Annotated in this window: 11 protein-coding genes and 1 pseudogene; 5 read left to right on the top strand and 7 right to left on the bottom strand. The window is 55.3% G+C overall.

Features of this window, described 5'->3' with window-relative positions:
* Positions 1-4: 4 nt before the first annotated feature.
* The 5 genes and pseudogenes from G4V39_RS11440 to G4V39_RS05495 all read right to left on the bottom strand — a co-directional run bounded on the left by G4V39_RS11440 (position 5) and on the right by G4V39_RS05495 (position 3,663).
* Positions 5-724: a methyl-accepting chemotaxis protein gene (locus G4V39_RS11440; protein ID WP_425505351.1), complete on the bottom strand. Its 720-nt coding sequence runs from the start codon at positions 722-724 to the stop codon at positions 5-7.
* 402 nt (positions 725-1,126) lie between these two features.
* Positions 1,127-1,417: pseudogene (locus tag G4V39_RS11445) on the bottom strand (methyl-accepting chemotaxis protein); the annotation flags it as partial.
* A 491-nt stretch (positions 1,418-1,908) separates the two neighbouring features.
* The gene (locus G4V39_RS05485) at positions 1,909-2,331 is read right to left on the bottom strand and encodes a tetratricopeptide repeat protein (RefSeq protein WP_166031970.1); all 423 of its coding nucleotides are present in this window, start codon (positions 2,329-2,331) and stop codon (positions 1,909-1,911) included.
* Positions 2,294-3,073 carry a ParA family protein gene (locus G4V39_RS05490; protein WP_166031971.1) on the bottom strand — a complete coding sequence of 260 codons (780 nt, stop codon included), beginning with the start codon at positions 3,071-3,073 and terminating at the stop codon, positions 2,294-2,296. The genes G4V39_RS05485 and G4V39_RS05490 overlap by 38 nt, the downstream gene beginning before the upstream one ends.
* A gap of 2 nt (positions 3,074-3,075) precedes the next feature.
* Positions 3,076-3,663, bottom strand: a complete 588-nt coding sequence (locus G4V39_RS05495) for a winged helix-turn-helix domain-containing protein (protein WP_166031972.1) — start codon at positions 3,661-3,663, stop codon at positions 3,076-3,078.
* A 136-nt stretch (positions 3,664-3,799) separates the two neighbouring features.
* Between G4V39_RS05495 and G4V39_RS05500 the strand changes: the two genes are divergently transcribed.
* Positions 3,800-4,717: a metal ABC transporter substrate-binding protein gene (locus G4V39_RS05500; RefSeq protein WP_166031973.1), complete on the top strand. Its 918-nt coding sequence runs from the start codon at positions 3,800-3,802 to the stop codon at positions 4,715-4,717.
* On the opposite strand, the gene G4V39_RS05505 is transcribed toward G4V39_RS05500, so the two are convergent.
* Positions 4,688-5,188 (bottom strand): thioredoxin family protein, encoded by a 501-nt coding sequence (locus G4V39_RS05505; protein WP_166031974.1) that lies wholly within the window; start codon positions 5,186-5,188, stop codon positions 4,688-4,690. The two genes, G4V39_RS05500 and G4V39_RS05505, sit on opposite strands and share 30 nt — an antisense overlap.
* Before the next feature lie 270 nt (positions 5,189-5,458).
* Here G4V39_RS05505 and G4V39_RS05510 point away from each other — a divergent pair, with 270 nt between their 5' ends.
* The gene (locus tag G4V39_RS05510) at positions 5,459-6,235 is read left to right on the top strand and encodes a C-GCAxxG-C-C family protein (RefSeq protein ID WP_166031975.1); all 777 of its coding nucleotides are present in this window, start codon (positions 5,459-5,461) and stop codon (positions 6,233-6,235) included.
* A gap of 59 nt (positions 6,236-6,294) precedes the next feature.
* Here G4V39_RS05510 and G4V39_RS05515 read toward each other — a convergent pair whose 3' ends face one another.
* Positions 6,295-7,515: an ammonium transporter gene (locus tag G4V39_RS05515; RefSeq protein WP_166031976.1), complete on the bottom strand. Its 1,221-nt coding sequence runs from the start codon at positions 7,513-7,515 to the stop codon at positions 6,295-6,297.
* Positions 7,516-7,735: 220 nt separating this feature from the next.
* On the opposite strand from G4V39_RS05515, the gene G4V39_RS05520 reads away from it, so the two are divergent.
* From G4V39_RS05520 to glnD, 3 genes are all read left to right on the top strand, one after another.
* The gene (locus tag G4V39_RS05520; protein WP_166031977.1) at positions 7,736-8,857 is read left to right on the top strand and encodes a THUMP domain-containing class I SAM-dependent RNA methyltransferase; all 1,122 of its coding nucleotides are present in this window, start codon (positions 7,736-7,738) and stop codon (positions 8,855-8,857) included.
* Positions 8,858-9,005: 148 nt separating this feature from the next.
* A complete protein-coding gene (locus G4V39_RS05525) occupies positions 9,006-9,344 on the top strand; it encodes a P-II family nitrogen regulator (RefSeq protein WP_166031978.1) in 339 nt (112 codons plus the stop codon).
* Positions 9,345-9,350: 6 nt separating this feature from the next.
* On the top strand, positions 9,351-11,858 hold the full coding sequence (gene glnD, locus G4V39_RS05530; RefSeq protein ID WP_166031979.1) for a [protein-PII] uridylyltransferase: 2,508 nt from the start codon (positions 9,351-9,353) through the stop codon (positions 11,856-11,858).
* Positions 11,859-11,901 lie beyond the last annotated feature (43 nt).

Raw genomic sequence — 11,901 nt, forward strand, 5'->3', positions numbered from 1 at the left:
CCCCTTACATGTTCTGCAGTTCGTCGGCGTCCCCGGCAATTTCCTCTACGGCCTGAGCGATCTGGGCAATGCCTGTCTTTATCTCCTCGGCGGCGGTAGAGGCCTCCTGGGTGGCCCTGCTGGCCTCCTCGGCGGCCGAGGCAATCTGCTCTACGCCTTTGCTAGCCTGATCGATCGCGGCCAGCATCTCATCGGTGTGGGTAAGGATCTCCGAGATGGCCGTTATCCCCTCAGAGATGGCCACCGAAACATCCTCAAGGCGTCTGGCCGAACTGGTAGTCATCTCCGCCTGGATCCTGGCCTTCTGGGCCGAAGCCTTGAGATCATCCTGGACCCGGACCATTTCATCCCTTATCCCCCGGACGATGTCTTTTATTTTTTCGGCATTCTCGGCGCTTTCGTTGGCCAGGGAACGGATATCTCCGGCCACCACCGAGAAACCTCGACCAAACTCTCCAGCTCGAGCGGCCTCGATGGAGCCATTGACGGCCAGCATATTGGTCTGAATGGTGACCATGGTGATCTGTTCGGCGATCTTTTCGATCTGGCGGGTCAGAAGCTCAAGGCCGGCCACTCTCTCGACGGTCTGGCCCGTCTTAACCGAGGCCTCCTTGATCCCCTCAATAAGCTGCTCCACCAGCCTGCGATTTTTATCGCTGGCCTCTTTAAGACCTCTGAAGATCTCCTCCACCTGGGAGCTCAGTTTGTGGGCCTCTTTGGCCATCTGAAGCAGCTCTTCGCCGACGATGGCCCCGCTTTCGGCAGCTCGGGCCTGCTCGGCTGCGCCCTCGGCAATTTGCCTTATAGCCAGGGCAATTTCCTCGGCACTTTTGCTGCACTGCTCGATACTGGCCGAAAGCTGCTCAGCCGCTGCCGCCAGGGTCTCGGCTGACTTTTGGCTGTCGGTAGAGACCCTTAGCTCCTCGGCCAGCTCCAAAAGCTCCTCGGAGGCCTCCTGGATATCCTGAAGGGCCTGATTCTGCTCTTTGACATTTTTGGTGGCCTCCTCAGCGGCCGAGGCCTGCTCCTCAGCGGCCGAGGCCACCACCTCCGCTCCCTCTAAGAACTCCTCGGCCTTCTTCTGAATGGCCTGGGATATGTCATTTAGCTTTTCGGCGGCCTCCCCAAGCTGGACGGCTTTGTCTAGAATTTCTTTAAGTGAGGAGAGCACCTCTGCCGAACGCTCGGCCTCCAGATTGGCCTTCTCCACCGACTCCTGAACCTCCTGGACTACCGCCTGAACGGCCTCCTGGATCTTGGCCACCACATTGCGGATATCCCGGGCACTCTTTTCTGAAATCTCGGCCAGATTGCGAACCTCGTCGGCCACAACGGCAAAGCCTCGCCCATGTTCGCCAGCCCGGGCGGCCTCAATGGCGGCATTGAGGGCCAAAAGATTGGTCTGATCAGCAATGCGGACTACAGCCTGAACTATGCTTTGAATCTCCTGCCCCTTCTTCTCCAGGCCCTGAATGAGTTTGGCCGACTCAAGGGCCTTTCCCGCCGCCTTCTCTACCTCATGGGCCATGGCCTCGATCTCCTGGCTACTTGAGCGGATGAGGCCGTCTATCTGCTGGATCTTGTCCAGAAATCTGGCCACGTTTTCAGCCGAAGCCTGGGCCGTCTTTTCAATCTGAGTGATGGCCGCCCGGCTCTCCTCAGTGGCACTTGAGGCCTCCTCGGCTCCGGCGGCAATAGTCTCCATGGTTTGTCCGAGCTCCTCGCTGGCAGAGACTATCTGGGAGATGGCGGAACTCATCTCCTCCACGGCAGCCGCCAATTTCTCCGCAATGGCCTGCTGCCTGGCCAGGGTTCGAGCTCTCTTCTCGGCCACCTTGGACTGCCGCAACCGAGATGGCTGTTTGTCGCCGGCCTCGATCACGGCCAGATTGTTGCCTTCGGGACGGGCTAATTTCTTTCCTCCCATTTTTGACCTCCTTGAGTTTTCTTATCGGGGCCTTGGCGGGAGAGGGCCTGACAGACAAGGGCCAGGTTCTCCCGGGCCATGGAGTTGTCGGGATCAAGCTCGAGGGCCTTCTCCAGGGCCAGCCGGGCCTCCTGGGGACGATCAAGGTAAAAGTAGGCCACCGCCAAGTTGTTCCAGGCCTTAAGATTGCCAGGATCAAGGTGGACTGCGGCCAGAAAATGGGCCGCAGCCAGGAGGTAGTCCCCCTGCTTTAGATAGCCCAGGCCTTTACGGTAAAGGGGCTCCGGCAACGCCCCCTGAGAGCCCCCTTCCTCTGAGACCGGGAGCTCCCCTAAATTATCCTCACGGGCCAGGGTTAAGAGGGTCTCAAGCGATGTTCCCAGCGACTCTTTCTTCCGGGACATTCCTTGCCTCCAAAATGGCCATAACTACCCGCCTGTAATCATCGGCTACGGGACTCTCCGGAGCATACTCAAAGATGGTCTGGCCAAAGCTAGGGGCCTCGGCCAGCCGAACACTGTTTCTTATCGGTGGCAGTAGAATCCTCTCCCCGAATACCTTCTGGATCTCCTGCTTAACCGCCCGCACATGCCGCAACTGAGGGCTAAAAAAAGTGGGCAGGACTCCGGCCAAATGAAGTCTCGGATTGTTACGGCGGACCTTTTCAATCAGGGCCTGGGTCTCGGCCAGCCCTTTTAAGGCCAGAAAATGAAGCGGCATGGGAGCAATAACCTCCTCAGCAGCCAAAAGGGCTGAAAGGGTTAGAACCCCGGGATTGGGTGGAGAATCGATGATTACGAAGTCAAAGTCTCGGTCCTTTTCGGCCAGAGCCTCTCGCAGACGAAGGAGCTCCCGGGGGCGCCTCAAAGCCTCGGCCTCATAGCGGGAAAGCCGGGAAGAGGCCGGCACCAGAAAGAGACCCGGGCGCACCGACAGACAGGCCTTTGAGTCTCCGGAGATAAAGGCCAAAAGATCAATCCCCCCGGGGGGCCTGACCCCTAAAGCCAAAGAGGCGTGGGCCTGACTGTCGACATCAACCAGAAGAACCCGCTGGCCCTGAAGGCAAAGACCGGCGGCCACGTTGACCGCTGAAGTCGTCTTGCCCACCCCACCCTTACGGTTACTGAAGACAATCTTTCGGGCCATTTTCAAAAGTCAAAAAAGCTAAGCTTCTCATCTAGCGAGAGCCTCCGGGCCAGGGAATCGACCCCTAGACCGTAGATGGCCTCGGCCACCAAAAGAGAGGGCAACTCCCTCTGGACCCTGCTTAAGGGAAGAAGTTCCAGAGGAAGGTTCTTGAGCCCCTTTCTTTGCCAAAGAGAATCAAGCTCCTTTTTAAGGCCGGAGGGCAGGCCGGAATGGTCCTCAAAAACAGCCAAGACCTTCTCGGGAAAGACGGCCAGAGACAGAAGCAGACCTCCCCACCGTCTGAAGAGGAGATTCAACTCCTCAAAAAGGCCGGCAAAGGAATCCTCCAGCCCCCTGAAGAAGGCCTCCAGAGAGGGATAAAATAGATGCTCTCGATTGGGGAAATAAAGATGGGCCCGACCAACAGGCCGCCACTCTACCAACCCCATATCTACCAAGTCATCAAGGGCCTCCTTGACCGGAGCCCAGGAAAGATCAACCCTTCGGGCAATCTCCCGACCAGAGAGACCGGGATGCTGATAAATCATCTCCAACACCAACCACTTGGATTTTGTTCCCAGATTTCGGAGAACCCGGTTAACGACCATCTTTAAGATTTTTCGACCGTTGGCCTAAAAGCTTTAACTTTTTGGCCTAAAAACCGGCCAAAAGCGATGGCGATCTTTTAGCCCTCGAGGGAATGGATCTGGACAAGGATGTCTCTAGGGATTACTTGGTTGAGAGATGAATCTTTCTGCCACCATAAAAAGGCTGGTTTTGGGGACTGTAGCGGCCCTGCTTTGGCTATTTGGTGGGGCCATTTCTGCCTTGGCCGGGCCCAAGGTAGTGGCCAGTATCTTTCCCCTTTACGACTTTGTCCGAGAGGTGGGAGGGAAAAGGGTTGAAGCCCATCTCCTTTTGCCCCCGGGGGCCGAACCCCACTCCTGGGAGCCCAGGCCTAGCGATGTTCTGGCCATATATCGGGCCGATCTTCTGGTAGTCATGGGAGCCGGTCTTGAACCCTGGTTAGATGATATCCTCTCTGGCCTTAAGAAAAGAGAGGTCCGAATTATGGTGGCTTCAAGGGGAGCCAAGCTCATTTATCTGAAGGGGGAAAAGCACCACAGGGCCGTTGACCCCCACCTCTGGCTGGACCTGGACTGGGATCAAAGAATTGTCTTATCTCTGGCCGAAGAGCTGACCCGGCTTGACCCCTCCGGCAAGGAATACTACCAGCATCGGGCCCGCCGCTATGCCCAGGCCCTGGCCCAGCTTGATCAGCGCTATGCCAAAGGGCTTTCCCGCTGCCGGAGCCGGACCATTCTGGTGGCCGGCCATGGGGCCTATGGATACCTGGCCCGGCGTTACGGCCTCCGCCAAGTGGCCCTCTTTGGCCTCTCTCCTGAGGCCGAACCAAGCCCCAGAAAGATGATTGAAATCCTCACCCTGGCCCGGAGCTTAAAGGCTGAGGCCATCTTTTTTGAGACCAGGGCCAATCGACGTCTCGCTCAGGCCCTTTCAGATGAGGCCGGCCTAAAGGCCCTGGTGCTAAACCCCGGGGCCAGCCTGACTCAGGAAGAGCTCCAAAAAGGGACCACCTTCCTGACCATCATGGAGGAAAATCTCAGGGCCTTAAGAACCGGACTCTCCTGCCTCCCTTAGCCACTGCTCTATCTCATACCTGGCTGGCAGGCGGCCGGCACATTTGAGGCGGTCGTTGATCACCAAGCCAGGGGTGGGAACCATCCCGTAGCGGGCAATTTCTTTGATGTCGGTAATATGCTCCACATCGGCAGTAAGCCCCATCTCGGCCACCACATCCAGACAAAGACGATACAGGCTCTCACAAGAAGAGCAGCCAGGCCCAAGCACTTTAAGGGAAAGAGGCCCCGGTTCAGAAGATTCCTCAAGATCTAATACATCTTCTCCCTGCACCTTGAGGTACTCGCGTAGGAGGGCCCGACGATAGGCCTCCCTGGCCCGATCAGGGATGTAGTTCTTTTGGGATACGATCTCAAGGAGCCTATCGGCGACCTCTTCCCGAGAGAGCCCCGGAATCCGACTGACCTCAGCAATAGCCTCAGAAAGACCAATTATCCCCACGATAGTTTTGCCTATCCGGATCCGCCCCATCTTGCCCTCCTTAAGGTGTTCTCCAAATTCTCGCCCCCTTCCCCTCTCCCGTCAAGGAGGGCGGCCACAAGCCTTCCCGGTTTCTTACCAACTGCATTGTCTATAAAAGGCGCCCCAGCGATTGTCATTTTTTATTTGCATCCTAAAAATAAATAATCTATAAGTGCTAAACATCATATGGATGATTTTTGGGATTTATTAGCAATAGTGTTCAATTTTGCAACAAAAAATCCATTATTTTTTCTCAAAATAAAATTTAGGAGGTGTTTTATGAAAAATTTCTCTTTTTCTCGTCGGGATCTTCTTGTCGGTGCCGGGAAGTTGGCTGCTGGAGCCGCCGTACTCAGTCTAGGAGCCGGTGGGGCAGCCAGAGAGGCCTGGGGCTACGGGTACTCTTCGGACTTCAAGTACGCCAAGCTGGATCTCGATGAGGTCGGGCAAATAGCCTATGAGAACTATTTTAAAAGGTGGTGCACCTCGACGGTTTTGGCCGGGCTGGTGGAGCCCCTGCGCAAAAAGGTCGGGGGCTCCTGGAAGGACTTTCCCATTGATGCCTATCGTTGGGGGCACGGTGGCCTGGCTGGGTGGGGGGCCCTCTGCGGCACGCTCCCCGGAGCAGGAATCGTTATCGGCCTGGTTACCAGAGACACCGACACCGCTGAGGCCATGGTCAATGATCTGGCCTTTTACTACTCCTATACCGAGCTTCCTAGCTACACCCCCAAAAAGATCTTAAAGGCGGAGATCCACCAGATGACCATTGCCAAGACCCCGGTTTGTCACATCTCTGTAGGACGATGGATGGCCTCAGAGGGAGTAGGCTTCCTTACCCCAGAGCGGGCCGAAAGATGTGCCCGTCTGTCGGCCAACATTGCCATGGAGGCCGCCCGGATGCTCAACGAATGGGTAGAAGGAAAATATAAGCCCAGACATCGGCCTCTCTTCAACCTGGTAGAAAACGGGATTACCTCTCAGAACAACTGTATCGACTGCCACGGGCAAAACGTCCCTGCACCGCCGGAAGAATACCAGGTGCTGGACAAATAAAAAGAAAAAGGGAGGGGCTCCCCCTCCCTTTAAGCTAAGCCGTCCAAAAGGCTAAAAGATTAACTATATGCCTTCTCACTGTGCTGACTGATATCCAGACCGGCCAGTTCATCTTCAGCCCCAACCCGCAGCCCCCAAAGGGCATCGATTAGCTTAAGAAGGACAAAACTGACCACAAAGGCATAGGCCCCCACCACAAGGACCCCAAAGGCCTGAGTGCCCAGAAAGGCAGGGTTTCCGGCCAGAAGGCCGCTAGCGCCATCGGGATTTACAGCCTGGCTGGCAAACACCCCTAGGGCCAGAGTTCCCAAAACGCCTCCCAGCCCGTGAATACCCACTACATCCAGGCTGTCGTCGTAGCCGAGAACATTTTTGAGCATCACCCCGAAGTAACAACAGACCCCGGCCAAAAGACCAATGGCAATGGCCGCTGTCGGCCCCACAAAGCCGGCCGCTGGGGTGATGGTGGCCAGGCCAGCAATGGCCCCACTGGCCGCCCCCAGGGTAGTAGGTTTTCCGCGGTGAAGCCACTCCACCAAGACCCACATGAGCATCCCGGCCATTCCCCCCAGGTGGGTAGCCACAAAGGCCACCCCGGCGGTACCATTGGCCGCCAGGGCACTGCCTCCGTTAAAGCCGAACCAACCAAACCACAAAAGGCCTGTACCCAGAAGGGTCATGGGAAGATTGTGAGGCATAAAGCTCTCTCGACCAAACCCCCGCCGCGGGCCAACCACCAAGGCTGCCGCCAGGGCCGCGGCCCCTGAAGTCAGATGGACTACCAGCCCACCGGCAAAATCAAGCACACCTTTGGCCTTAAGCCACCCGCCGGCCCCCCAGATCCAGTGACACACAGGATTGTAAACCAGAATGGCCCAGAGGAGACTAAAAACTATAAAGGGAGCAAAGCGCATCCTTTCTGCAAAGGCTCCGGTAATCAGGGCCGGGGTAATAACGGCAAACATGCACTGGTAGATCATAAAAACAAGCTGGGGAATGGTGCCAGCGTAGTCGGGATTGGGAGTTAGCCCCACCCCCTTTAACCCCAACCAGGAAAGATCACCAACAACCCCCCCGATATCCGGGCCAAAGGCCATAGAGTAACCAATAATGACCCACTCCAGGCTGATGATAGAGATCATAATAAAGCTTTGCATAAGGGTGCCCAGGACATTCTTTTCCCGAACCATCCCTCCATAAAAAATGGCCAGCCCAGGGGTCATCAGGAGGACCAATGCTGCTGCCACCAGGATAAAGGCGGTGTCACCTGAATTAATCATGAAAGGCCTCCTCGTTATTTTATTTTTGCCCGGCCCAGAGCAACTCTAATACCAGCCCCTGATCTGCTTGGAGAAAGAGCACTTCAGCCCATGAAGAATTAAGAGAGGTCTATTTTTATGACATTTTTGTATAAAATTGGGGGCGTTTTTAACAAAATTGAAATAAAAGATGTGCCTCTGTGTCCTTGTCTCAACTTGGCCCTCAGAGTAAAAAGGCCCTGTGGAAGGCGGAACCAGCCTGCGAATATTGGCTGTCTATCCTCCCGGACTGGAAAGGCTGGGGCAGGCTGAACTGGCCGCCCTGGGAATAAAGGGCAGGGCCCTGGCCGGAGGGGTGGAGTTTCGAGGCGACCTGAAGACCCTCTATCTGGTCAATCTTGCCTCAAGGCTGGCCAATCGTCTTCTTGTCCGGGTAGCGGACTTCAGGGCCCGGAGTCTTAAAGAGTATGAAGACCGGATCTCACGCTATCCCTGGGAGCTGTATATTCCAGAAGGAGATGGGGTGAAGATAAGGGTAACCTCACTAAGGAGCGCCCTTTACCATGAAGGAGCCGTGGCCGAAAGAACGCTCCGAGGCATTTGTCGGCGGCTAAAACGCTCCGTTTCCCCGGGGTCAGGACAAACTGTAGTGGTAAGGATAGAAAGATCCCACTGTCTGGTAAGCCTTGACTCATCTGGAGGGCTCCTCTGCCAGCGCGGCTGGCGGCTGGCCAAAGGCCCGGCTCCCTTAAGGGAAAACCTGGCGGCGGCCCTGATCCTTCTTTCTGGCTGGCAAACACAGACCCCTCTAGTTGATCCTTTTTGTGGGGCTGGAACCATCGCTATCGAGGCCGCCCTGATGGCCTTAGGACGCCCCCCTGGAGAGAGGCGATCCTTCGCCTTTGAAAGATGGAAAAACTTCTCCCCCCAGCTTTGGCAAAAAGTAAAGGAGCTCTTCAGACCTCAAGGGCTGGCCCCTAAAACAAAAATTATAGCTGGCGACCATGACCCAAAGGCCCTGGCCGCCGCCAGAGATAACGCCTCTCGGGCCAAAGTAGCCGAACGAATAACCTTTGTTCAGACGGACTTCTCCCGGATTCACCTTCCAGGCAGACCTGGAGCGATAGTTACCAACCCCCCTTATGGGAGGCTTGTTCATCCGGCCGAAAATCTTAAAAGCCTCTATCATCGTTTTGGAAGCTGGCTCAAAAGGAAGGCCCCCGGCTGGAGCGTCGCTCTTCTCTCCCCCTGGCAGGAGTTGGGTGAGATCATGGGAATCTCCCTGGAACCAATAGCCAATTTCCCCCATGGAGGGCAGAGGGTCTGGGTCCTTAAGGGAATAATTGCCAGCAGAGAGATTTAACAAAAATGTTATCTGCCACCGGCACATTTTGACTTTTTTGTAAAACATCTTTCGGCCGGCCCTAAACCTTATGGGCTTGCCGTGGGTGGCACAGATATTGTTTGAAGGATAGAGGAGTTAAGAAACCAAAAGAGAGAAGGAGACAACAATGAAGAAGATCGAGGCCATCATCAAACCTTTCAAGCTGGACGAGGTCAAGGAAGCCCTCAATGAGATTGGTCTTAAGGGCATGACTGTCTCCGAGGTCAAGGGTTTTGGGCGTCAGAAGGGCCACAAAGAGATCTACCGCGGGGCCGAATATGTGGTTGACTTCCTACCTAAAATAAAGATTGAGATTATTGTTGAGGCTTCCATGGTAGAGAAGGTTGTCCAGACTATTATTGATTCGGCTCGAACGGGCAAGATCGGCGATGGCAAGATTTTTGTCCTTCCTGTAGAAGAGGTTGTTCGTATCCGTACCGGAGAACGAGGCAAGGAGGCCATCTAAACCACTATGGGGCTGGCTCTTGTTCAGGAAATGCCCCCCGAAACCCTCTCTGAGGTCTCGGGGGTAAAACTTACCCGGGAGTATACCTCCCTTATAGATCGCCTGATAGTTAATCTCTTCCGGCAGGGACGCCCTCCTAAAGGGGTGGCTATCATTGCCCTGGGAGGTTACGGCCGAAGGGAGCTGTGTCCGGGATCGGATATCGATCTTCTTTTTCTTTATGGAGAAAAGGTCCCCGAAAAACGAGCCCGACGCCTAATAGAAAAGATCGTCTATCCCCTCTGGGACAAAGGGCTTGAGGCCAGCCACACTGTCCGAAGCATTGCGGAAACCATCGAAGATGCCCGGGAGGACTTCTTTCTAAAAACAGCCCTCCTTGAGGCCCGCCTTCTGGCAGGAGAAAAGGCTATCTTTGAGGAGTTCAAAGATGTCTTTATCAGCCGGGTCCTGGCCGGCCATCGGCGTGAGTTCTTTGAGGATGTCATCGAGCACAATCGCCGCCGCCATGAACGCTTCGGTGACGTGAGTTTTATGCTTGAACCCAACATTAAAGAAGGAGCCGGGGGCCTTAGAGACTTTCACAGTATCTTCTGGGTCGCCAAAGGCCTCTTTGGACTCTCCAACCTTTCGGCCCTGGAGAACGAGGGCCTGATTACCAGCCGCGACCGAGAAGACCTAGAGGAGGCCCTGGACTTTCTCCTGAAGGTCCGCTTCAAATTACACCTTCTCTGTGGCCGTAAAAATGACCGTCTCTACTTCGAGCATCAGGAGGCTCTGGCTCGGGAGCTGGCCTTCAACGACCAGGAAGGGGAACTGGCGGTTGAGGGATTCATGCGCCGTCTCCACCTTAAAGTGGCCTGCATAAAATATCAGACCGAAGCTTTCTTTGAACACGTGGCCGAGGCCCTGGATATCGTCCAGCCCGGACCGGTAGAAATCCTCAATGCAGCCATTGAGCTTCACCGACATCGGGTAACCTTTGCCGATTTCGAGCAGGCCAGACGTCAACCCGGGCTGATAATGCGCCTCTTTGAGGCCATGGCCGAAGTTGACTGCCCTCTGCATCCCTTGGCCCGCCAGTTTGTCCGCCAGAACCTAGAGGCCATCTCCCGGATACGGCAGTCTCGAAGAGCGGCCAGATCCTTTCTCAAGCTTCTTACCTCTCCCGGGGCCTACCGGGCCCTCACGGCCATGTTAGAAACAGGGGTCCTTACCCGCTTTATTCCTGAGTTTTCAGAAATTGAGGGCCGGACCCAGTTTGACTTCTACCATACCTATACAGTGGACAGACACAGCCTCTTGACGGTGGCCGAATTGAGTCGTCTAGCGAAAGAGGAACCCTCGGCCTGGGAGGGGATCGAGAGCCCCGAGGTGGTCTATCTGGCCGGTCTTCTCCATGACATTGGCAAAGGGAAAGGGGAAGGCCATGCCCGGAGAGGGGCCGAGATCGCCCAAAACATAGGCCGCCGTCTGGGCCTTACCCCCGAGGAACTAGAGGATCTTTACTTTCTCATTGAGAACCATCTTCTTTTGGCCGAAACGGCCATGAGGCGGGATCTTTCCGAAGAAAGAGTGGCTTTTCGCTTTGCCAGAAAGATGGGCACTGCCTCGCGACTGCGAATGCTTTATCTCCTAACCGTGGCCGACTCTCGGGCCACTGGCCCCCTGGCCTGGAATGATTGGAAGGCAGCCCTGGTGAGGGAGCTGTACCTAAAGAGCCTGCGTTTTCTGGAGCAGGGAGTCCTCTCTGACCCCGGACGGGTGGAGGAGCTCAACCAAAAATGGCAGATGCTCCGGGAAAAGGTCCAAGACTTTGTCCCTCCTGTCCAGCTTGAGGCCACACTCTCCAGCCTGCCGCAAAGCTATCTCCTGTCCTTCTCCCTCCCGGAGATCCTTGAACATCTCCATCTGGCAGAAGAGGCCAAAACCACCGGCTTTGCCTGTCAGGTCAGCCGGATCAACGGCACTTTCCGGATGACCCTTGTCTGCCGTGACCGTCCCGGCCTCTTCTCCAGAATAACTGGAGTCTTTACCCTCCATCACCTGGATATCCGTTCAGCCAAGATTTTTACCTGGTTTAATGGTCTGGCGGTGGATGTCTTTGAGCTTCTGCCCCCCTGGCCAGACTTTGACCAGTGGGAAAGGGTTATCAGCAACCTGAACAAGGCCTTAAAAGGCAAGATAGCCATCTCGGCCCGGATGGCCGAAGTCAAACCCCTCTGTCATCAAACGCCAAAGGTGCTTAAAAGCCGCCGGCCGGAGATTGTTATCGACAATGAGGCCTCGGATTTCTTTACCATTATTGAGATCTATGCCCCTGATTGTCTGGGGCTCCTTTATCAAATTGCCCGAAGCATGTGCGACCTGGACCTCAACATTCACCGGGCCTTTATATCCAACAAGGCCGATCTCTCGGCAGACGTCTTTTATGTTACGGATATTGCCGGAGAAAAAATTCTTGACCCTGAACAGCAGGAGGAAATTAAAAAAGCTCTAATCCATGCCTTGAAATAGATGCTATGGGTTCTTGGTGGCTAATCAGGGCGAAGCGAGCCTG

The organism is Thermosulfuriphilus ammonigenes, from assembly GCF_011207455.1.
In the GTDB taxonomy this organism is placed as follows: domain Bacteria; phylum Desulfobacterota; class Thermodesulfobacteria; order Thermodesulfobacteriales; family ST65; genus Thermosulfuriphilus; species Thermosulfuriphilus ammonigenes.

What these genes read in the sequence shown, in the direction of transcription:
- G4V39_RS11440 (WP_425505351.1), bottom strand. Translation starts at nt 724, where the DNA reads ATGGCCAAAGAGGCCCACAAACTGAGCTCCCAGGTGGAGGAGATCTTC.
- G4V39_RS05485 (WP_166031970.1), bottom strand. Translation starts at nt 2,331, where the DNA reads ATGTCCCGGAAGAAAGAGTCGCTGGGAACATCGCTTGAGACCCTCTTA.
- G4V39_RS05490 (WP_166031971.1), bottom strand. Translation starts at nt 3,073, where the DNA reads ATGGCCCGAAAGATTGTCTTCAGTAACCGTAAGGGTGGGGTGGGCAAG.
- G4V39_RS05495 (WP_166031972.1), bottom strand. Translation starts at nt 3,663, where the DNA reads ATGGTCGTTAACCGGGTTCTCCGAAATCTGGGAACAAAATCCAAGTGG.
- G4V39_RS05500 (WP_166031973.1), top strand. Translation starts at nt 3,800, where the DNA reads ATGAATCTTTCTGCCACCATAAAAAGGCTGGTTTTGGGGACTGTAGCG.
- G4V39_RS05505 (WP_166031974.1), bottom strand. Translation starts at nt 5,188, where the DNA reads ATGGGGCGGATCCGGATAGGCAAAACTATCGTGGGGATAATTGGTCTT.
- G4V39_RS05510 (WP_166031975.1), top strand. Translation starts at nt 5,459, where the DNA reads ATGAAAAATTTCTCTTTTTCTCGTCGGGATCTTCTTGTCGGTGCCGGG.
- G4V39_RS05515 (WP_166031976.1), bottom strand. Translation starts at nt 7,515, where the DNA reads ATGATTAATTCAGGTGACACCGCCTTTATCCTGGTGGCAGCAGCATTG.
- G4V39_RS05525 (WP_166031978.1), top strand. Translation starts at nt 9,006, where the DNA reads ATGAAGAAGATCGAGGCCATCATCAAACCTTTCAAGCTGGACGAGGTC.
- glnD (WP_166031979.1), top strand. Translation starts at nt 9,351, where the DNA reads ATGGGGCTGGCTCTTGTTCAGGAAATGCCCCCCGAAACCCTCTCTGAG.